At 58.5% G+C, this 19,919-nt stretch carries 18 protein-coding genes and 2 pseudogenes; 7 read left to right on the plus strand and 13 right to left on the minus strand.

Annotation, left to right across the window (positions count from 1 at the left end; translation table 11 throughout):
* Positions 1-219: 219 nt before the first annotated feature.
* On the minus strand, positions 220-492 hold the full coding sequence (locus ACXPVS_RS26675) for a hypothetical protein (RefSeq protein WP_129442062.1): 273 nt from the start codon (positions 490-492) through the stop codon (positions 220-222).
* A 300-nt stretch (positions 493-792) separates the two neighbouring features.
* The gene (locus tag ACXPVS_RS26680; RefSeq protein WP_458512564.1) at positions 793-1,524 is read right to left on the minus strand and encodes a DUF899 domain-containing protein; all 732 of its coding nucleotides are present in this window, start codon (positions 1,522-1,524) and stop codon (positions 793-795) included.
* A gap of 177 nt (positions 1,525-1,701) precedes the next feature.
* Here ACXPVS_RS26680 and ACXPVS_RS26685 point away from each other — a divergent pair, with 177 nt between their 5' ends.
* Entirely contained in the window at positions 1,702-2,103 is a 402-nt protein-coding gene (locus tag ACXPVS_RS26685) for a transcriptional regulator (RefSeq protein WP_458512578.1), read from the plus strand.
* 37 nt (positions 2,104-2,140) lie between these two features.
* On the opposite strand, the gene ACXPVS_RS26690 is transcribed toward ACXPVS_RS26685, so the two are convergent.
* From ACXPVS_RS26690 to ACXPVS_RS26700, 3 genes are all read right to left on the minus strand, one after another.
* Positions 2,141-3,007, minus strand: a complete 867-nt coding sequence (locus tag ACXPVS_RS26690; RefSeq protein ID WP_458512565.1) for a DUF6279 family lipoprotein — start codon at positions 3,005-3,007, stop codon at positions 2,141-2,143.
* Positions 3,008-3,087: 80 nt separating this feature from the next.
* Positions 3,088-3,804 (minus strand): TorF family putative porin, encoded by a 717-nt coding sequence (locus ACXPVS_RS26695; protein ID WP_458512566.1) that lies wholly within the window; start codon positions 3,802-3,804, stop codon positions 3,088-3,090.
* A gap of 217 nt (positions 3,805-4,021) precedes the next feature.
* Positions 4,022-4,210 carry a hypothetical protein gene (locus ACXPVS_RS26700; RefSeq protein WP_017337097.1) on the minus strand — a complete coding sequence of 63 codons (189 nt, stop codon included), beginning with the start codon at positions 4,208-4,210 and terminating at the stop codon, positions 4,022-4,024.
* Positions 4,211-4,561: 351 nt separating this feature from the next.
* On the opposite strand from ACXPVS_RS26700, the gene ACXPVS_RS26705 reads away from it, so the two are divergent.
* The 3 genes from ACXPVS_RS26705 to ACXPVS_RS26715 all read left to right on the plus strand — a co-directional run bounded on the left by ACXPVS_RS26705 (position 4,562) and on the right by ACXPVS_RS26715 (position 6,827).
* Positions 4,562-5,398: a CvfB family protein gene (locus ACXPVS_RS26705; RefSeq protein WP_458512567.1), complete on the plus strand. Its 837-nt coding sequence runs from the start codon at positions 4,562-4,564 to the stop codon at positions 5,396-5,398.
* A gap of 58 nt (positions 5,399-5,456) precedes the next feature.
* Complete coding sequence (locus ACXPVS_RS26710; protein WP_458512568.1) at positions 5,457-6,389, plus strand: DMT family transporter; 933 nt, start codon at positions 5,457-5,459, stop codon at positions 6,387-6,389.
* Between the two features lie 309 nt (positions 6,390-6,698).
* Entirely contained in the window at positions 6,699-6,827 is a 129-nt protein-coding gene (locus ACXPVS_RS26715; RefSeq protein ID WP_007914492.1) for a PA1414 family protein, read from the plus strand.
* Between the two features lie 67 nt (positions 6,828-6,894).
* On the opposite strand, the pseudogene ACXPVS_RS26720 reads toward ACXPVS_RS26715, so the two are convergent.
* The 5 genes and pseudogenes from ACXPVS_RS26720 to speB all read right to left on the minus strand — a co-directional run.
* Positions 6,895-7,072, minus strand: a pseudogene (locus ACXPVS_RS26720) (acyl carrier protein); the annotation flags it as partial.
* A gap of 36 nt (positions 7,073-7,108) precedes the next feature.
* A pseudogene (locus tag ACXPVS_RS26725) lies at positions 7,109-7,279 on the minus strand (MBL fold metallo-hydrolase); the annotation flags it as partial.
* A gap of 133 nt (positions 7,280-7,412) precedes the next feature.
* Positions 7,413-8,792: a sodium:solute symporter gene (locus tag ACXPVS_RS26730; RefSeq protein WP_458512569.1), complete on the minus strand. Its 1,380-nt coding sequence runs from the start codon at positions 8,790-8,792 to the stop codon at positions 7,413-7,415.
* Positions 8,793-9,019: 227 nt separating this feature from the next.
* Positions 9,020-9,427: a YybH family protein gene (locus ACXPVS_RS26735; protein ID WP_458512570.1), complete on the minus strand. Its 408-nt coding sequence runs from the start codon at positions 9,425-9,427 to the stop codon at positions 9,020-9,022.
* A 9-nt stretch (positions 9,428-9,436) separates the two neighbouring features.
* On the minus strand, positions 9,437-10,387 hold the full coding sequence (speB, locus tag ACXPVS_RS26740) for an agmatinase (protein ID WP_458512571.1): 951 nt from the start codon (positions 10,385-10,387) through the stop codon (positions 9,437-9,439).
* A 206-nt stretch (positions 10,388-10,593) separates the two neighbouring features.
* On the opposite strand from speB, the gene ACXPVS_RS26745 reads away from it, so the two are divergent.
* Together ACXPVS_RS26745 and ACXPVS_RS26750 are read left to right on the plus strand one after the other, a co-directional pair.
* Positions 10,594-11,490: a LysR family transcriptional regulator gene (locus ACXPVS_RS26745; protein WP_458512572.1), complete on the plus strand. Its 897-nt coding sequence runs from the start codon at positions 10,594-10,596 to the stop codon at positions 11,488-11,490.
* Positions 11,491-11,504: 14 nt separating this feature from the next.
* Positions 11,505-12,098, plus strand: coding sequence for a tRNA-uridine aminocarboxypropyltransferase (locus ACXPVS_RS26750; protein WP_458512573.1), 594 nt, complete (start codon positions 11,505-11,507; stop codon positions 12,096-12,098).
* Positions 12,099-12,105: 7 nt separating this feature from the next.
* On the opposite strand, the gene ACXPVS_RS26755 is transcribed toward ACXPVS_RS26750, so the two are convergent.
* Genes ACXPVS_RS26755 through ACXPVS_RS26765 form a run of 3 tightly spaced genes read right to left on the minus strand, consistent with a single transcriptional unit; the run spans position 12,106 to position 17,031 of the window.
* A complete protein-coding gene (locus tag ACXPVS_RS26755; RefSeq protein WP_458512574.1) occupies positions 12,106-13,485 on the minus strand; it encodes an HlyD family type I secretion periplasmic adaptor subunit in 1,380 nt (459 codons plus the stop codon).
* Positions 13,486-13,494: 9 nt separating this feature from the next.
* Positions 13,495-15,654, minus strand: a complete 2,160-nt coding sequence (locus tag ACXPVS_RS26760) for a type I secretion system permease/ATPase (protein WP_458512575.1) — start codon at positions 15,652-15,654, stop codon at positions 13,495-13,497.
* 18 nt (positions 15,655-15,672) lie between these two features.
* Positions 15,673-17,031 carry a TolC family outer membrane protein gene (locus ACXPVS_RS26765; protein ID WP_458512576.1) on the minus strand — a complete coding sequence of 453 codons (1,359 nt, stop codon included), beginning with the start codon at positions 17,029-17,031 and terminating at the stop codon, positions 15,673-15,675.
* A gap of 593 nt (positions 17,032-17,624) precedes the next feature.
* Here ACXPVS_RS26765 and ACXPVS_RS26770 point away from each other — a divergent pair.
* Positions 17,625-19,919, plus strand: a 2,295-nt coding sequence (locus ACXPVS_RS26770) for a retention module-containing protein (protein WP_458512577.1), incomplete at its 3' end; no start/stop codon positions are given.

Below are 19,919 nucleotides of genomic sequence, written 5' to 3' on the forward strand. Positions count from 1 at the left end.
ATCAGCAAGAAGTGGACGATGCCGATCCGGGACTGGAAAGCAGCTTTGAATCGCTTCAGTATCCAATTCGAAGATCGCCTGTTAACGGTTTAATAGAAACCCCGTTTACGCAAAATCTAGGACACCCTCTGTCCCGTCCTGAATAAAGTTTACACCTGTTTCAGGACTAGACTGTATGTCCTATAGGAAACGGGCGACCCACAGGTCGCCCGTTTTCATTCACTCCGCAGCCTGCGCCCGCAACCGTCTACCAATCACATCCATCAGATCACAACCGTCACGCAACGGAATGGCGAGCAGTTTGGAAAAGTCAGAAAGCACTACGGTGTCGCAACCGATTTCGGCGCGAAAGGCGATGTTTTCCAGAACTTGGGTGACGGTGCGGATTCGGTAGTCAGCCATGGCTTGCAGCACGTCTAGCGGGGCTTGGGTGTCGATGAGCAGGGACGCCGGGATCAGGTCGATTCCGGTGAGGGGCATGTATCGATTCATTTGAAGATCTCTGTTTGATTGGCTATGCCGTCACTCAGTCGTCGCCAAACGAGAGGGTGGCAGCTGTACGCAGGTTGGCGAACCGGTACAGAGAAACCGGCAGACCCGAAGATCTCCCGCGCACAGCCGCCATAAATAGCGGCTTTGCGGGTGCGTCGGCGCCTGCAATTAAGCTGATAGCCTTCGCATTCTCTGTATCAGGTCGCCAAACCTGAATCGCCATTTGGGCGACGGGCGGACTATAAGCTTCATCGTTCCGACGGTGCAAGGCGCCTGACTTCCGAGATTGGTGTAGGAACTTTAGCTGTGGCAGCAACTGGCCGAGACCTTGTCATCATACTGATCATGAAGCCTCACCCATTCCATGATTTGCTCTTCATTACGCCCCTTGGGCGTGAGGTCGAGGTAGTTGTAAGCACCGACCAGCAGGTCCAGGCCCCTCGCATAAGTGGAATAGGTGTGAAAAATCTCACCTGCTTCATTGCGATATAACACGCTGAGGCCAGGGAGTTCTTCTTCGGCGCCGTCAGTTTTTTCGTAGTTGTAGGTGGCTTTGCCGGCGGTGACGTCTTCTGCTCGGGCCGAGACGCCGAAGTCGTAATTGAAATCGCAGCCTTCTGACGACACCCAATCGAATTTCCAGCCCATGCGCCGTTTGAAGGCCTGGAATTCGACGAACGGCGCGTGGGAAACCGCCACCACGGCGACGTCATGGTGGGCCAAGTGTTGGTTGGCGCCGTCAATGTGATCGGACAGGAACGAGCAGCCAGAGCAGCCTTCGTCCCAGCCTTTGCCAAACATGAAGTGGTAGATGACCAACTGGCTGCGGCCGCCGAACAGGTCAGCCAGTTTCAGTTCGCCGTTCGGGCCCTGAAAGCGGTAGTCCTTGTCGATGTTCACCCAGGGCAGGGCGCGGCGTTCGGCGCTGAGTTTGTCTCGCTCTTTGGTGAAGGCTTTTTCGTGGGTCAGGTGTTGCTTGCGGGCGGCGAGCCATTCTTCTCGGGAGACGACGGGATGATTCTGAATGTTCATTGGGATTCTCCTGCGGGGTGCTGGGAGGTGACTTACACAGCCTAGTCGTTTGACCTACGCCCAATTCGACATGCCGCCGGTCGGTACAAGCAAAAACCTCGGCTGAACGGCTACGAACTACGCCGGTCACAACTTATGAAGGCCATCTCACTCACAGGCTTTGGAGGTCGACTCAGGATGACAACTTACAACTGGGATTTGATTGAGCGCTTGCTGCAAGAAGTGCAACACGGTGAGGCCAGTTATACGCCGCGACCGTATGCCGAGCAGTTCGCGGCGCAGAAAGCTTCGGAAGGGGAGCAGACTGAAAACCTGGATCACCTTAAAGCGGTGGCCGGTGAGTATGAAAAGTTACTGCTGGCGCGTGGTTATATCGAGCCTCGGCCTGAGGAACAGGGAGGCACCGGCTCGAATTACATTTTGACGATGCGTGGTTCGAGGTTGTTGAGCCTGATCGACAGCAGTATTCCGGGCAATGATCATCCGCGGCAGGTGCTGGACGAGCAGGACGATGCGCTGGATGAGGTGACGTTTGATGGGGTGGCGTCGAAGGCGCAGATTGACGCCGTAAAAGCTTAGCGAGCAAGTCGGGTCCGACTTGCTCGAAATTTTGTGTTCACGACTTTGCCGCCTTCAGACACTTCAAATCATTGAAGTCTCTGCGCACCCCTTCTATTTTCTTCAGCAACCGCTGGCGCTGTTCCGGCGTGCTTTCCGCCATCAGATCTACAAACAGTCCCCGTGCCTGGGCTTCGGTGCTGGCGTAAGCCTGGCGATAAGCGGGCGTCCACAAACTCTCTCGATTGACCAGAAGCATCTCGATTCTCTGTGGGAATTCTGGACTTTGGCGCTGCGCAACCGCCGAACTGAACTGCTTCTGCCAATGGACGCGGTTGGCGATCCATTGGGTATTTTGGTCACCCAAGGCGTTGGACCACGCGACAACGCGTAGCGGCTGGGTTGCGCTGAGCGGGCCGAGCCAGTCATTCAGGCGTTTTTCCATGCGCTGGCTGCGCGCCTTGATCTGTTGATCGAGAGACGGTTTGAGGTATTGCTCTTGGCGTTTGCGCTGGTCTTTGGCGAAGGCCTCATTCATTTCCGCGACTTGCCGGTCATTAAGTCCCTGCAACAGCTCAATGGCTGACGGGGTGATTTCCCGTGCGGTCTGGGCGATGGCCTGTTTGGCTTCCTGGGTGCGGGTTTGCAGTGCGGCGTCGGTGACCTGGTTGGTCTCGACCATGACTTGCAAGCGGTCCAGCCAGTCGAGGTAGCCCGGCAATTGCGTGGTGCAGTGCCAGCTCAGGTGTTCCTTGAGGCGCTCGTTGAGCCAGCCTTTCTGCTCGCCGTTCATGTCCAGGTAGTCGCTGAGCGTCCACGGAATGATCACGTCGAGGTTGCGATAGGCCAGGCCCACGCGGCTGCAGGCACCGAGGGCGAGACTGAGGGTGATAACGACGGCGAGACACTTCAACCAGCGCGACATGGGCGAATCCTTTGCGAAGGCCAGGCTTTTTTAATGGGTTTCTCTATGTGAACGCGGGATGAGCTTCGCAGTTCAGCCGATCAGTAAAAGGCGTGTTCGGCCTTGAAGGTGACCAGCCCGTCGCATTGGCTGTTGTGCCCGGAATAGGCGGAGCAACTGTTGCCGCTCAAGCTGGAGTCGCTGTAGATCAGGTCCAGATCGACGCCCATGAACGGGCGGGAAAGCTTCACTGACCAGTCGGTGAAGCTGCCTACATACCCATCGTTGACAGATACCGGGGTGTTGAGCTGGTGGGTGGTGTATTTCATGCTGATCCCGATGCCAAACGGCTGATTGCCGCCAAGGTCGGCGAACACTGTGCTGTTCTGCTTGTCCGGGTCGTTGCTGAACGCTGCGCCGAAACGGCTGCCCAGAAAGGTCAGGCCACCGAAAAACTCTTGGCTGTCGAGGGTGTCCACTTTCGGGTAGCTGTAATGGATCATGCCGACTTCGTACCCGAGGGTATTATCGAAAGGCTGTTTAAAGCCCATGTAGGAGTCGACTTCTAGGTTGGCCCCAGACGATAACCCCATGCTCGGTGCCCATTGGCCCAGGTAAAAACCGCTGTCGTGACTCAGGTCGAGACCACCGTGGAACGAGCCTGTGCTGGAAGGTTTGACCAGCCCCTGGGCCATGCTACGGCTGGGGGTAGTGCCGAGTTTGAGATCGAAGTCGCCCAGTTCACGCTGAAAAATTTGCGCATTGGCGACCGAACACGACAGCAAGATGCCGAGCAAGAAATAGGAGGGTTTGAGCATGCGTCACTCCATGACAGCGAGCGGCAGGCACTAAAAACCTACTGAAACGCTTGATCCAGACGTGTGCAAGCATACCGGCGAATGCTCGATATCGAAGGCCGTTCGTCGATTTTTGAAATATTGGTTTGTTTGTGGCACGCGCACGGAGAGTTCCAGTCCAAGCGCTTCGAAGCTCAAAGCGCTTAGGGACCAGGTGACGCGGCGGATCTTGGGGAAGTTACTTCTTGCCCAGGGTGATCTGCTTGGACGGGCCGAACGTTTGGCCGCTGACGCCTTTGGCAATTTGCTGGATCTCTCCGCCGGACTTGAGGAATGCAGCAATCTGGTTGTTGATTGATTCGCTGGTTTCAACGGCTGGAGCTGGCTTTGCTTTGCTGTTGGATGCTTTTACACGCATGGCGGCCATTAACCTATAGAAAATTAACTTGGCCAGGCATCGTACAGGAAATACTTGACAATTGCTTGGTAAATATCCCCCCGAAATACACAGAACAGATGAAGAATTAATCACAAGTTAATATTCTAAATAGGCCGCTAAGCTGCTGTTTTAACTAAGAACGAACGTGAAAAAACACAGCTCCTGGTCTGGCGGACAGGTGCGGAAATCGCCAGGGCGGCCTGACGAGCGGCCAGGCGCGTGCGGTAAAGCTCAGGAAAATTAAGCCCTGCAGAGAATTTTCTTGCGCCACCGGGCTAGCCAGCGAACGCGGCCCGCAAAACCGGGTAGAATGCCGCCCACGCAATGAGGGTATTGGAAATGGCTTTAGTCGGGCGCTACAACAGTTTACAAGTGGTTAAACACACTAACTTCGGTTTATATCTGGACGGTGGCGCAGATGGCGAAATCCTCCTGCCGAATCGTTATATTCCCAAAGATACGCCCAGCGAAGATGAAGACTGGCTCAACGTTTTTATTTATCTGGACAGCGATGACAAACTCATCGCAACTACCGAAAAACCGAAAGTTCAAGTCGGTGATTTCGCCAGTTTAAAAGTCGTTGAAGTCAACAGCATCGGTGTTTTCCTGGATTGGGGTTTGCCGAAGGATCTGTTGCTGCCGTACTCCGAAGAAAAGCGCCAGATGACCGCCGGCGAGTATGTCGTGGTACACGTCTATCTCGACAAGCACACCCGCCGCATTACCGCGACTGCGCGTCTGGACCGCTACCTTGACAAGACCCCGGCCAACTACACCCCTGGCCAGGAAGTTGATTTGCTGGTTGCCGAAGCCACCGATATGGGCTTCAAGGCGATCATCAACAACAAGCATTGGGGGCTGATCCACAAGAACGAAATCTTCAAGTTCATGCGCGCCGGTAAAGAAGAGAAGGGCTTTATCAAAGAAGTTCGTACCGACGGCAAGATCAGCCTCAGCCTGCAACCGGTCGGCGAAGAAGCCGCCACCAGCCTGAACTCGAAGATTCTCGCCAAGTTGCGTGAAAATAATGGCAGCCTGCCGGTCAGCGACAAGAGCGATCCGACGGTGATCAGCAGTCTGTTTGGCGTGAGCAAGGGCAACTTCAAAAAAGCCATTGGTGCGTTGTACAAAAACGGCCAGATTGTTATTCACGCCGATCGCATTGAACTGAGCTGACCTCGCGCCAGCCCCCTGTTGCGAGTACTGCCATGTTTTGTGTTGTCGAGGTGTTCCGGTGAGCGCCACCCGGCGCAGCGCCGATGGGTTTGCCCTGCAAGTGATGATTGGGCTGTGCCTGATCTGGGGTATTCAGCAGGTGATGATCAAGTGGGCGGCGCCAGACATCGCGCCGGTCATGCAGGCCGTCGGGCGCTCGGGTATTTCTGCGTTGCTCGTAGGACTGTTGATCTGCTGGAAGGGCGGCTGGGATCAAGTGGGCAATACTTGGCGCGGTGGACTACTGGCTGGCGCGCTTTTTGGTCTGGAGTTCCTCTTCATTTCCGAAGGCCTGCAACTGACCACGGCCGCGCACATGTCGGTGTTCCTTTACACCGCGCCAATCTTCACCGCATTGGGCGTTCATTGGTTGTTGCCGAGTGAGCGTTTAAGGCCGGTCCAGTGGCTGGGGATTTTCCTCGCCTTCGTCGGGATCGCCATCGCCTTTGCCGGCGGGGTGTCGTGGGACAACCTTGATCACCGCATGTTGATGGGCGATGCACTGGGCGTGCTGGCTGGCGCGTCATGGGGGGCAACCACGGTGGTGGTGCGCGCTTCGCGCCTGTCAGAAGCGCCGGTGACCCTGACGCTGTTCTATCAATTGATTGTCGGTTTCGTCGGCCTGTTGCTGATTGCGATCCTCAGCGGCCAGGTCACCCACGTCAGCCTGACCACCGTGGCGGTGGCCAGTGTGTTGTTCCAGGGATTGGTGGTGTCGTTTTTCAGTTACCTGACCTGGTTCTGGCTGTTGCGCCGTTATCTGGCGGCGAACCTGGCGGTGTTTTCGTTCATGACGCCGCTGTTCGGCGTCACGTTCGGCGTGGTGCTGCTGGGCGAAGAACTGAGCTTCAACTTCGTTGTCGGCGCGGTGCTGGTGTTGTTGGGTATCACCTTTGTCAGCGCAGAGCAGTGGGTGCGCCGTCGTTTGCGCAAGGCCCTTGGGCAGAGCTGAGCGAGCGTAATGACAGAGCGCCAGCGACAATCAAATCATCGCTGAAGTGACTGCTCAACGTGGCCAGCAACGGCCCGATGGACGAAGCAAGGCCAAAGCAGATCGGCCTACGCCAGTGTCGGAGTCGATGCTCGCCAGCCTGCCGGGTCAGGCTCTGGCGATGGCTTGAACTATCGGTCAGGTATTTTGATCTATTCAGTAACAGATCATTGCGACTTTGGGCGAGCATTGCGTAGGACTTCGGACTATTATCAGTGCGAAGCGGCTACAGAATTTTGGCCACTCGGCACTACCCTGAAGGGGGGCACCATGAAAGAGAAAATCCAAAACTGGCTGCACGACCTGGGTGTTGCACTCGGTTTGATCGAACCGCCTCTGCAACCTGTGCCTATTCGCACTGACGACGAACAACGCCGACGCCAGCAGCGCCGCCGGTAACGCGTCAAGGCCTAAAAGTTCGTCCGAACGCGGCCCGAGCCTTCGGACGATCTTGGCGGACTACAGGTCAATGCCACCCGATCTCCATCAAAAACCGGCTCAAGTCATTCGTCGTCCTGGCGGTCTGAGCATCTTATTTTCCTCCGCCGTAAACGCTGTTTAACCCAGTTCATCTTCCCGATGGAAGATCAGTTCTTCGATGGCTTCTTTATCCAATCCCATTGCGCGAGGCTCACGTTGTCGTCGAGGTTGGAATGGTAAGCGTCTTCGATCAACGGCCCGTCGCCGACAAACGCCGTGCTCTGTGTGTTTTCGCCGCCCGGTGATGCGAGAATCTGCGCTTCAGCCGGATGCACCAGCCGTTCGGGGAATTCGTGATGGCCGGCGATAGGGTCAAAATGTCAATGGCTGGCCACCGCTACCAACGGCCGTTCGGTGATCCACGGCAGCCGTCACTGAGCTGTTTACCTCGAACCACTGATCACGGCTGACGATCTTCATAAGCGATTTTCTCCAGACGAAAAAAAACGGGTGTGGCAACCGACGCCACACCCGTCGAAGAAAGCATCAAGTCGTTATGGAAGCTTAGATGGCGTTCGACATCGCTGCGGGACGACGGGACAGCAAGCTGACGACCACAAAGCTCACCAGACCAACGCCGAGGCTGTAGTAGATCGGGGTATTGGCGTCCATACCGTCCTTGATCATGAACACCAACACGGTGGCAAAGCCCAGGCCCATGCTGGCGATAGCGCCAGCGGTGGTTGCGCGCTTCCAGAAGATCGCACCCATCAGCGGGATCAGCATGCCGCCTACCAACAGGTTGTACGCCAGGGTCAGCGCGCTGATTACATCGTTGACGACCAGCGCGATGCCGAGCACTACGATACCGGTCAGTAGGGTAAACAGGCGGTTGACGCTAACGTTCGCCTGTTTTCCGCCACGCAGTTTCGGCAGCAGATCTTCGGTCAGGGTGGTCGATGCGGCCAGCAGGCCGGCACTGGCGGTGGACATCATGGCTGCCAGTGCGGCAGCAATCACCAGACCACGGATACCGTCCGGCAAAGACAGTTTGACGATGGCGGCGAAGGCGTTATTGACGTTGTCCAGATCCGGAATCAACACGTGAGCGGCCATGCCGATCAGGGCACAGGCCAAACCGTAGATGATGCAGTAGATCCCGGCCGAGGTGCCGGCGTATTTGGCCACTTTTTCACTCTTGGCGGTGAACACTCGTTGCCAAATGTCCTGACCGATCAGGATCCCGAAGAAGTAGATCATGAAGTAAGTGATGATGGTGTCCCAGCCAATGCTGGTGAAGCTGAAGCTGGCGGCCGGCAATTGGGCAACCAGTTGATCCCAGCCGCCTACGCGGTACAGGCAGATCGGCAGCAACAGGAACATCAGGCCTACAGTCTGGATGCCGAACTGGACAATGTCGGTCAGGGTCAGCGACCACATGCCACCGATGGTCGAGTAGATCACTACCACGCCACCACCCAGCAGCACAGAGATCCAAAATGGCAGGCCGAACAACACTTGCAGAACGGTACCGATGGCCAGAATCGATGTCACACCGATCATCAGGGCATAGGCCAGCATGATTGTGGCGCTAGCGGTACGAGCCATCGGGTTGTAGCGTTTTTCCAGCACCTGGGTGACGGTGAACATTTTCAGCTTCAACAGCGGCTTGGCGAGGAGCAGGTTTAGCGCCACGATCCCGCAACCCAGTGCGGCGCAGAGCCAAAAACCGGAAATGCCATGGACGTAGCCCAGACGCACGGTACCCACTGTGGACGCGCCGCCCAGAACGGTCGCAGCCATCGTGCCCATGTACAGGGTCGGGCCCAGGTTACGACCGGCGACCAAATAGTCTTCTTGGGTCTTGGCCTTGCGCATGCCGAAGTAGCCGAGTACCAGCATCGCGGCGGCGTATATGAGAACGACGAATAAATCCAAAGCCATGATGGCGTGTCTCCGATTGTCTTTTTTATGGTGGAACAAAGGCGATCAATGGGCGCGGGCGGGCCCGCTCCCACAGGTATTCATCAGGCGACTTGTCGTAACGCCGGTTTAGCGATCCGCCCGTGCACGCCGAAGTGCGCACCGGAAGACACGGCGTTGTTGTTGTTATTCATGATCAGCTCCGATCATAAAGGCGCGCTCATCGTGTGTGAGCGTCACCTGTTTGGCTAAGGGGGTGGCAGCCCTTCCGGTATCGCGGACAAATGTTCGTGGCAGGCCAGCCATAGGCCTTGTTGTTGTCGGCGAAACACAATCGTCTCGCGCTCCTGGCTGAGGTGTTGCTCCCCTTGCATGCGCAACTCGGTGGCTACGTCATGGATGAAAATCGCCACGTCACCCTGCAGGCTGACGAAGGCGTTGCTTGAGGTGTACGAAAGCACCTCGAAGCCATCCTCCGAGCGCCAGGTGTCCCACAACGCCCGATAGGCATCGCGCGACAGCAAGGGCTGCTCGAGGGTGTAGAACACGAAGCTGGCGTTGGCGATGAACGCGCCGAAGTAGGCTTCGCGATCGTTACGGGCAAAGGCTGACACCAACTCGGCGGCGGCCTTGAGTACCTGATCACGTTCGATCATGACCGATCCTCAGCGATGGACCACGCCAGGCAGTACGCAGAGCATTTCGTACAGCAGGTTGGCGGCCAGCAGCGAGGTGTTGCCGGTGGTGTCGTATGCGGGCGAGACTTCTACCAGATCGCAGCCGACCAGGTCGAGGCCTTGGCAACCGCGAACGATCTCAATCGCCTGAATGGTCGTCAGACCACCGATTTCCGGGGTGCCGGTACCTGGCGCCCAGGCAGGGTCGATGCCGTCGATGTCGAAACTCAAGTACACCGGACCGCCGCCGACTTTCTCGCGAACTTCGGCCATCAGCGGGGTCAGGGATTTGTGCCAGCATTCTTCTGCCTGAACCACACGGAAGCCCTGGTTGCGGCTCCAGTTGAAGTCGTCAGCGGCGTAGCCCTGAGCGCGCAAACCGATTTGCACCACGCGGTCCGGATCCAGAAGGCCTTCTTCAACGGCACGGCGGAAGGTGGTGCCGTGGGCGATTTTCTCGCCGAACATGTGATCGTTCACATCGGCGTGAGCGTCGATGTGCACCAGGCCGACCTTGCCGTGCTTCTTATGGATCGCACGCAGGATTGGCAGGGTGATGGTGTGGTCGCCGCCGAGGGTCAGAGGGATCACATTGTGTTCGAGGATTTTGTGGTAAGACTCTTCGATGATCCGTACCGCGTCCAGCAGGTTGAACGTGTTGATCGCCACGTCACCGATGTCGGCAACCGACAGCGAGTCGAATGGTGCTGCGCCGGTGGCCATGTTGTACGGGCGGATCATCACCGATTCGGCGCGGATTTCGCGAGGCCCGAAACGGGTGCCGGGGCGCAGGGACGTGCCGATGTCCAGCGGGACGCCAACGAAGGCAGCATCCAGACCGGCAGCGGTTGGCAAATGGGGGAGTCGCATCATGGTGGCGATGCCGCCGAAGCGCGGCATTTCATTGCCGCCCAGTGGTTGGTGAAGAATCTTGTCCACAGGTAGGGCCTCATCGTCGTTGTTTTATTTATGTCGGTTGATCGGTCGGGGAGACACGGGCACCGCTGGGGGCCGATTTTGCGAAATGTAGTGGCCGGGAAGAATCGCTACGGGCAAATACTTAGTTCAGATTTTTCTAAACTAATGGTGATGGCGACGATAGACTTGATACCGATCGTTTCCACGATCTTTGGAGAGAGTCCCTCATGGCCAATGCTTTACCCGACCTGAAATTGTTGCGCATCTTTGTCAGCGTGGTTCGCCATCAGGGGTTTGCCAACGCCCAGCACGAGCTCAACCTCTCGACCTCGGCCATCAGCACTTACATGAGCCAGCTCGAAGCCGCCCTTGGCCTGGTCCTCTGCCATCGCGGCCGGGGTGGTTTCAGCCTGACCAGCAAAGGCGAGCTGTTCCACCAGGAAACCCTGCGTCTGCTCGGCGAGCTCGAAGGCTTCGAACAATACGCCGCGGCCCTCAAAGGCGAACTGCGCGGCACCTTGAACCTCGGCGTCATCGACTCCACCGTCAGCGACAAGGCCTTGCCCTTCGCCGAGGCCATTGGCGCTTACAGTCAGGAACACCCGGCCGTGCATTTGCACCTCTCGGTGATGAGCCCTTACGAGCTGCAACTCGGCGTGCAGGATAACCGTCTCGACCTGGCCATTGGCGCGTTCTCCACGCGCATGAGCGGTCTGGTCTACATGCCGCTGTACCGCGAACAACACTGGTTGTATTGCAGCAGTCGTCATCCGCTGTTCACCGAGCGGCGCATTCCCGAGCAAGTCATCACTCAGCAACGCATGGTTGGCCGCGGCTACTGGAGCCAGGCGGAACTGGCCCGCCACGGTTTCAAACACAGCGCGGCGACGGTGGAAAGCATGGAGGCGCAGCTGATTCTAGTGCTGTCCGGCACCTACATCGGTTACCTGCCTGAACACTACGCTCAGGCTTGGGCCGACAAGGGCGATTTGCGGGTGCTGCTGCCGGCGACCTTCGGTTATCAGGCGCCGTTTTCGATGATCGTGCGTCGTGGCCGCAGCCGCGAGCCGTTGATCCAGACCTTCCGCGACCTGCTCAAAGCACAACTGAATCAGGCCGTTTAACGGAAAAAGAAGCAATGTCCAGAATCCAATGTCCGCGCTGCCTGCGTCCGCAAACTCACTGTTTTTGCCCACTGATTCCGAGCCTCGACAGCCGCACCCGGGTGCTGCTGTTGCAGCATCCGAGCGAAGTGAGTCATGCGCTGAACACCGCGCGGTTGGCAGCGTTGGGGTTGAAGAATGCCGAGTTGAGGGTTGGCGAGGTGTTCGAGGATTTGCCAGCGTTGTTGAATCAACCGGGTTATCAGGCACGGTTGCTGTTTCCTGCCGATGATGCGCAGCTGTTGCAGGCTTACACGGCAACTGATCAACCATTATTGCTGGTCGTCCCGGACGGCACTTGGCGCAAGGCGCGCAAGATGCTGCACCTCAACCCGCTGCTGGCGGCGCTGCCGAGGGTGACATTGGCGCAGGGCGGGGTGTCGAGATATCGATTGCGCAAGGCGCCGGGGCCGGGCGCATTGTCGACGGTGGAGGCGATTGTTCAAGCGTTGCAGACCCTCGAAGCACCGACCACGTTCGAGCCATTGCTACGGCCGTTCGAAGCGTTGATCGAGGGGCAGATTGCGGCGATGGGAGAAGAAACCTACCAAAAAAATCACGGCCAGTGATGGGGGGTTAACGTTCGCGCATCGCTTCGGTCCGGGCTTTAAGCACCGGTTTGAGTAAGTAATCCAGCACGCTTTTCTCCCCGGTGATGATATCCACCGTGGCCACCATCCCCGGAATAATCAGCAACGGTTTCACGTCGCCGCCCAAATGATTCTTATCCGTGCGCACCTGAATCAGATAGAAGCTGTTGCCCTTGTCATCCGTAATCGTGTCCGCCCCAATCAACTCCAGCTTCGCACTCAACCCCCCATAAATCGTGTAGTCGTAAGCACTGAACTTGACCATCGCTCTTTGCCCGGGATGCAGAAACGCCACGTCCTGCGGCCGGACCTTGGCTTCGATCAGCAAGTTATCTTCAATGGGCACGATTTCCATCATGTCGCTGCCCGGTTGGACCACGCCGCCGATGGTGTTGACCTTCAACACTTTGATAATCCCGTGCACCGGCGACACCACTGTGGTTCGGGTCATCCGGTCATCGATAGCAATGCTCGATGCCGTGATTTTCGACAGGTCGGTGCGTTTTTCATTGAGCTCTTTCGCCGCGTCGGAGCGGAAGGATTGTTCGGACTCATCAATCTTGCTTTTGATTTCATTGATCGCCGATTCGGCACGGGGAATCGCCAGGGTCGTAGCGTTCAATGAACCGCGAATCTCCACCGCGCTGCGTTTGAGTCGCAAGATTTCCACCGGCGAAACAGCCCCGGTGCCCACCAGCGGCGCGGACATGTTCATCTCTTGTTGCAGCAATGCCAGGCTTGAACTGAATTGGCCTTGTTTGGAGCGGAACTCTGCCAGTTCCTGGATTTTTTGCCGAAGTTGCTCGCTCAGGGTGCGCTGTTCGCTGGCCAGTTGCCGTTGTCGTTGCTCGTACAGCGAACGTTCGTCCTCGGCCACTTGCGGAGCTTTGGCGATCACTTCTTCCGTCAGCGTGAATGGTCGGCCTTCGGCTTCGGCCGACAACCTCTCAACCTGTGCGGTCAGCGCATAGCGATCCACCTCGCTTTCGCCTTTGTTCGACAGGAATCGAGTGTCGTCTAGGCGCAGCAAGGTCTCGCCCTTGTCCACCATTTGCCCTTCGCGCACGAAGATCTCAGTGACGATGCCGCCTTCCAGGTTCTGGATCACTTGCACTTTGCTCGACGGAATCGCCTTGCCTTCACCCATGGTCACTTCCTGCAGCACCGCAAACTTGGCCCAGACCACCGCGGTGACAATCAATGCCGCCGCCAGCCACACTGTGATTCGCGACCGGCGTGGGGAGTCCTGCAACGAGGCGCCCGCGGTTTCCGGCATGAATTCGCTTTCGGCGCTTTTGCTGAAACTGCTGAAGTAACCGCGCGGCTTCGAATCAGAGAGCGAGGTGTCGGATGATGAACGGGCCATGGCTAGCTCCTAGACAGCCGCAGAGCCGACACGGCCCTTGCGCAGTGCATCGATGACCACTTCTTTCGGACCGTCGGCGACGATCCGCCCGTTGTCCAGCACCACCAGACGATCCACCAGGCTGAGCATCGAGGTGCGGTGGGTCACCAGCAGCAGGGTTTTGCCCTGGACCCAGCGGTGGAGTTTTTGCCGCAAAACGTCTTCGCTGCTGTTGTCCATGGCACTGGTGGGTTCGTCTAGCAACATGATCGGCGGATCCAGCAACAAGGCGCGAGCCAGCAGCACGGCCTGACGTTGCCCGCCGGACAGCAGTTGTCCGCGCTCACCCACCGGCCGGTCGAAGCCTTGCGGATGCTGACGCGCCAGCTCGGTGACGCCGGTCAGTTCGGCGACTTCGAGCATCCGTGAATCGCTGATATAGCGTGCGCCGAGGGTCAGGTTGTCGCGCAGGCTGCCGGCCAACAGCGGCAGGTCATGGGCGACGTAACCGATTTGCTGGCGCAGGTCCGCGACGTCCAGTTGCCGCAAGTCCAGGCCATCGAGCAGCATCTGGCCTTCTTCCGGCGCGTAGAAACCCATTACCAGCCGCGCCAGCGTACTTTTGCCTGAGCCGCTGCGACCGATGATGCCGATCCGCTCACCGGGTTTCACGCTGAAGCTGATGTTGGCGAGGGCCGCAGCGTTCTGGCCGTTGTAGCGGAACGTTACGTTGCTGACGTCCAGTGCTCCTTGCAGCTGTGTGCGTTCCAGTGGCCGTTGTTTGGCGTCGCGTTCCTGCGGCAAGGACATCAGCGCATCGGTGCTTTTCATGGTCAGTTGCGCTTGTTGGTAGCGGGTGATCAAACCGGCAATCTGTCCTAGGGGCGCGAGCACCCGGCTGCCGAGCATGTAGGTCGCCACCAGCGCGCCGACGCTTAGGTTGCCGGCGATGATGCTGTAGACCCCGGCGACGATGGTCGCCATGCCGGAGAATTGCTGGATGAACAGCGTGCCGTTGGTGGCCAGCGCCGAGAGGTTGCGCGCATGGCTGTCGAGGCGGGTGAGGGCGCCGTGGGTGCTTTCCCATTGGTGCTGGCGTTCGCTTTCGGCGCTGCAGGCCTTGAGGGTTTCCAGACCGCCGAGGGTTTCGATCAGCAGCGCCTGGCGTTCGGCGCCCAGGGATAGGCTTTTTTGTACGGTGTCGCGCAGGCGCACCTGAATCACCATTGCAAAGATGATCGTGATCGGAAACGCCAGTAACGGAATCACCACCAGCCAGCCGCCGAGCAGGCCGATCACCACCAGCATCAGCACGGCAAAGGGCAGGTCGATCAGGCTGGTGAGGGTCACGGCGGTGAGGAATTCCCGCAGGCCCTGGAAGTCATGGATGCTTTGGGCGAAACCACCAATGGTCGCCGGCCGCGCTTTCATCGCCATGCCGGTGATGCGTTCAAACAACGTGGCGGAAAGGATCACATCGGTTTTCTTCCCGGCGGTGTCCAGCAGGTGCGCGCGCACCAGCCTCAATACCAGTTCGAAACCGGTGCCGATCAGCAAGCCGATGGACAGCACCCACAACGTCGACGTGGCCTGGTTCGGCACCACTCGATCGTAGGTCTGCATCACGAACAGCGGCACCATCAACCCCAGCAGGTTAATCAGAAAACTCGCCAGAATCGCATCGCTGTACAGCCATTTCGACTGCTTCAAAGTGTCGCGAAACCACGCCTCAACCCGCGGCACCAGCGGTGAGCGCAAGTCTTCGAGTTCATGCCGTGGCCGCGCGAACAAGGCTTGGCCGCTGTAATTCTCGGTCAGCTCCTCGGTGCTGACCCATTGTTCGCCGCCGTCGGCTTCGCTCGGCAAAATCAGCAACTGCCCGTCATCGCCCAAGCGTCGTAGAACGGCCGTACGGCCGTTGTTGAGGATCAGCATCACAGGCAGGTTGAGGGCGCAAATATCCGCCAGTTCACGGCGCAGCAAGCGCGCCTGCAAACTGGCCCGGGCTGCGGCTCGCGGCAGCAGGTCCAGGCTCAACCGTTGTTTGTTCAGGGGGAGCCCGGCACTCAGACTGGCGCGACTGACCGTCGCACCGTGGAGTTTGCAGAGGATCAGCAGACCGTCCAGAAGCGGGTCATCGAAGCTCAGGCGCGGATCGACACTGATGTTGCCGGGTTCCATGCTGGTCACATTGATCTCTCCACAGGCCTACTTCAGTTCAGGCAAACGGGCTTGGTTTTTTACTTCCGAGGAGGCGATCGCATCGGCGGGCAACACCACCCTTTGTTTGCTCAGCAACTGACCCATGTTCGCCAGCACGCGGTACATCGAGAACTCCTCGGTGTAGCGCACTTCGGTGTAGCGGCGGTTGGCGTTGTAGAGTTCGTTTTCACTGTCCAGCAGGTCGAGCAAGGTGCGTTGGCCCAGGCCGAACTGGTCCTGATACGCCACGCGTACGCGGCGGCTGGTATCCGCGTATTCGCGCGCCGTCGGGGTTTGTTTCTTGGCATTGAGCATGGCGTTCCAGGCCAGGTGAATGTTCTCGTTGAGTTGGCGCAGGGCATTGTTGCGGATGTCCATTGCCTGGTTGATCTGGTGCGCATCGGAGGCCAGGCGAGCCTTGTCACTGCCACCGCGGAACAGGTTGTAGTTCATCACCACGCCGACTCGCCATTCGTTGTCGTGGCCTTCATCGCCCTGCACGTTGTTGTTCGCGCCCACGGCGGCTTCGGCGTCGAAGCGAGGGTAGAACGGCGACTTGGCAACTTCGTACTGGCTCTCGGCCGATTGCACATCGGCCTGGGCGGATTTCAGGTACGGGTTGTTTTCCACCATGCTTTGCTGGGCTTCTTGCAGAGTGGCGGGCAGTTCGCCGCGGGTCGAGGGCGGGGCTTCGAGTTCATCGGGCAGGCGGCCCACGACGGCGTAGAAGTTCGACTCGGCATCCGCCAGATCGACTTCAGCGGTATCGAGGTTGTTTTGCGCCAGTGCCCGGCGAGCGATGGATTGGTCGGAGTCGGCGGCGCTGCCGATACCACGCTCGGTGCGCAGACCGATCTGATCGTTGACCCGCATGTGAGCTTGCAGGTTGTTCGTGGCCAAGGTCACCAGTTCGCGGCGCTTGAGCACTTCGAGGTAGACCTCGATGGTGCGCAGGGCCAGATCCTGAGCGGTGCCCTGAGCGTAATAGGCCCGGGAATTGACCACGCCTTCGGTGCGCTGGACTTCGTTGGCGGTGTTGAAACCATCGAAGAGCATCTGCCGCATGCGCAATTCCGATTGGGTGTAGGTCAGGATTTCAGTGTGGTGATTGCCCAAAGCCCGGGTGTTGGTGTTATCACTGTACCCGCGCCCGTAAGCAGCATTCAGATCAACCGATGGATAAAATCCTCCCTTGGCGACTTTCACTTGCTCATCGGCCGAGAGGCGGCTGTCTACACGCGACGCCAACTCCGGGTGAGTCGCGATGGTGTTCTGGATTGCCTCCGTCAATGACATGGCTTGAGCCTGAGAAGTACAGGCCATGGCCAGCAGAATTGCGCTGCAGAGGGGGGTTAATACGCGCATGGGTGCCTCTCCCTGATTCCTAATGGTGCTTATCAGTCGCCAAATATTTGACGGCATTTATAGTGAAAACCGTTTCATGTTTGTAACAACAGAGCTAAGAACATTTTAGAGAGAACCATAGAAGGATTTGTCATAAGTCTTATTCCAAAAAAAACTTATGCGCTCCGCAAAATCCAGCACATTGTTGACTCCGAAAGCCCTTGATTTATGAGCGTTATGGCGCTCGACGGAGCTTTAGGACAGTTACAAACCACACATCGATATAGGACGGGGAAGTGCTGGAGGGGAGGGACGCGGACGGTTTCAAGGTGACGGTTTTTTGTCACCATGGTGGGTCAGAACCGTTACGCATCGCTCAAAGGGTGACTTGTTGCGCAAGTGGATCCCGATGCCGTTGATTGCATAGGGTTTTTATCGCGCAGCAGACACGTCGCCCTGCGAGCGACTCGCTTGGCGAGAACGGCGCCAGGGCAGCGGGTTACTTCAGGTAATCGCTGTCAGCAGGTGATTTCGCCAGGCAACCCGTTGGAGCCATGAGCACGTTCTTCGCAATAACAGGATGCCGACAGCGGTTGGCAGCGGAGGAAGTGCATATGGCTACGCTCATCGGTATTGTCAGTAAGGTCATTGGTCAGGTGTTCGCGGTTGCGAGCGATGGCACCCGACGCACGCTGGTCGAGGGGGACCGGTTATTCACCGGCGATCAACTGGTCACCGGAGCCGAAGGCGCGGTGGCAGTGCATCTGCAAAATGGCCAGGAACTGACACTTGGGCGTGGCAGCAGTCTGGAGATGACGCCCCAGTTACTCGCGCATCAGGCGCCCCATGTGGACACTGCTGAATCGGTGACGCCGACTCAAGCGCAACTGACCGATGTCGAGCAACTGCAAAAAGCGATCGCTGCCGGCGACGACCCGACCCAGACTGCTGAAGCTACGGCGGCCGGTCCTGATTCAACTGGCGCACCTGGTGCACTGGGCGGTGGCCACTCGTTCGTCATGCTTGAAGAGGTGGGTGGGCGGGTCGATCCGACTATTGGTTTTCCTACCGCTGGCTTCAACGGTATTCCCGAGTTTCCCCTGGAACGGCTGGCCGGTGACCCGGACAACGGTGCAGGCGTTGCAGGTGTTGCAGGTGTTCTTCCTGTGGTACGGGTTGTTTCTGATGTGCCGAACAATCCGGTCACCCTCACCGGCCTGTCGGTGGCCGGGGGCGAACTGACCCTCAATGAGACCCACCTGGCCGACGGTTCGGCCCCCAACCCTGGGGCACTGACCAAGACCGGCACGTTCAGCGTGTCCGCTCCTGATGGGCTGAGCAGCCTGAGCATCGGAGGGATTAACGTGATCAGCGGTGGCGTTGCCGCAGGCTTCCCGCAGTCGATCACCACCCCGTTGGGCAACATTCTGACCGTCACCGGCTACAACCCGGCCACGGGGGTTGTGAGTTACAGCTACACCCTCAACGACAATGAAACCCATCCGGCCGGTGACGGCACCAACAACCTCAGCGAACACTTCACCGTGGTGGCCGGCGACAGCAATGGCGATACTGCCACCGGTTCCCTGGACGTCAACATCACCGACGACGTGCCCAAGGCGTTCGATGACAGCAACGCCAACACCGCGTCGGAAACCCTGGTGTCCCTGACCGGCAGTGTGCTGCTCAACGACGTCCAGGGCGCTGATCGCATTCCTGTCGGACCCTCGAGCGGCCCAGTGGTTGGCGGCACTTTCACCGGTAAATACGGCACTCTGGTGCTTAACGCCAACGGCACCTACACCTACACCCTGGACACCAGCGACGCCGACTTCAAAGCCTTGCACGCCGGTGGCAACGGGACCGAAACCTTCACCTACACCCTGACCGATGCCGATGGCGACACCAGCACTGCCAAGCTTGTGCTGAACATCCATAACAACGATGACCCGGTCACGATTGGCGGCCTGAACGTCGAAGGCGGCGAACTCACCGTCTACGAAAAAAACCTCAGCTACGGCACCGACCCTGATGCCACGGCCCTGACCCAGAGCGGCACCTTCACCGTCAACGCGCCGGATGGCCTGCAGACCCTGACCGTGAGCGGCGTCGCGGTGGTCAGTGGTGGGGTGGCGGTCGGTTTCCCGATATCCGGCACCACCGGGACGGGCGCCACCCTCACCATCACTGGTTACGACCCGGCCACGGGCGTGGTGAGCTACAGCTATACCCTGAATTACGACAGCGACCACCCCAATGCCGGAGGCGCCAACAGCATCTATGAGAATTTCGATGTCGTTGCCACCGATATCGACGGCAGCACGGCGACCGGGCAAATCAACGTCAACATCGTCGATGACCTGCCGACCGCCAACCCCGACGCGATCTCGGTCGCCGAGGGCGGAATCGTCAGCGGCAGCGTATTGGGGAACGATGTCACCGGCGCCGATGGCCCCGCCGCAGGGGGCGCGGTGGTCGGCGTGCGTGCCGGTTCAGATACCACCACTCCGGTCATCGGCGGCCTGAACACTCAGATCAACGGCACCTACGGTTACCTGACGCTGGATGCCAACGGTAACGCCGTGTACCACAGCACCCCGAACGCCGTGAGCGGCCCCGGGGCGACCGACACGTTCACCTACACCATCCGCGATCGCGACGGTGACGAAAGCACCACCACCATCACCATCGACGTGAACAACAGCTGCATCAGCGCGGTCAGCGACAGCGATGTGACCGTCTACGAAAAAGCCCTCGACCTGAACCAGGACGGCCAGGATCTGGCGCCCGGCACCGTTATCGGGAGCCTCCCGGGCAACACCGGTGAAACCGCCAGTGGCACCCTGGTCGGTTCGGTCAGCGGCGCGGTCGGTGCGATCACCTACACCCTGGTCGGCAGCGCCACTGGC

It is taken from the genome of Pseudomonas sp. Ma2-10 (assembly GCF_054330215.1).

What these genes read in the sequence shown, in the direction of transcription:
- ACXPVS_RS26715 (WP_007914492.1), top strand. Translation starts at nt 6,699, where the DNA reads ATGAAAGAGAAAATCCAAAACTGGCTGCACGACCTGGGTGTTGCACTC.
- ACXPVS_RS26700 (WP_017337097.1), bottom strand. Translation starts at nt 4,210, where the DNA reads ATGGCCGCCATGCGTGTAAAAGCATCCAACAGCAAAGCAAAGCCAGCT.
- ACXPVS_RS26765 (WP_458512576.1), bottom strand. Translation starts at nt 17,031, where the DNA reads ATGCGCGTATTAACCCCCCTCTGCAGCGCAATTCTGCTGGCCATGGCC.
- ACXPVS_RS26695 (WP_458512566.1), bottom strand. Translation starts at nt 3,804, where the DNA reads ATGCTCAAACCCTCCTATTTCTTGCTCGGCATCTTGCTGTCGTGTTCG.
- ACXPVS_RS26750 (WP_458512573.1), top strand. Translation starts at nt 11,505, where the DNA reads ATGTCCAGAATCCAATGTCCGCGCTGCCTGCGTCCGCAAACTCACTGT.
- ACXPVS_RS26745 (WP_458512572.1), top strand. Translation starts at nt 10,594, where the DNA reads ATGGCCAATGCTTTACCCGACCTGAAATTGTTGCGCATCTTTGTCAGC.
- ACXPVS_RS26675 (WP_129442062.1), bottom strand. Translation starts at nt 492, where the DNA reads ATGAATCGATACATGCCCCTCACCGGAATCGACCTGATCCCGGCGTCC.
- ACXPVS_RS26690 (WP_458512565.1), bottom strand. Translation starts at nt 3,007, where the DNA reads ATGTCGCGCTGGTTGAAGTGTCTCGCCGTCGTTATCACCCTCAGTCTC.
- ACXPVS_RS26755 (WP_458512574.1), bottom strand. Translation starts at nt 13,485, where the DNA reads ATGGCCCGTTCATCATCCGACACCTCGCTCTCTGATTCGAAGCCGCGC.
- ACXPVS_RS26735 (WP_458512570.1), bottom strand. Translation starts at nt 9,427, where the DNA reads ATGATCGAACGTGATCAGGTACTCAAGGCCGCCGCCGAGTTGGTGTCA.
- ACXPVS_RS26680 (WP_458512564.1), bottom strand. Translation starts at nt 1,524, where the DNA reads ATGAACATTCAGAATCATCCCGTCGTCTCCCGAGAAGAATGGCTCGCC.
- ACXPVS_RS26730 (WP_458512569.1), bottom strand. Translation starts at nt 8,792, where the DNA reads ATGGCTTTGGATTTATTCGTCGTTCTCATATACGCCGCCGCGATGCTG.
- ACXPVS_RS26685 (WP_458512578.1), top strand. Translation starts at nt 1,702, where the DNA reads ATGACAACTTACAACTGGGATTTGATTGAGCGCTTGCTGCAAGAAGTG.
- ACXPVS_RS26705 (WP_458512567.1), top strand. Translation starts at nt 4,562, where the DNA reads ATGGCTTTAGTCGGGCGCTACAACAGTTTACAAGTGGTTAAACACACT.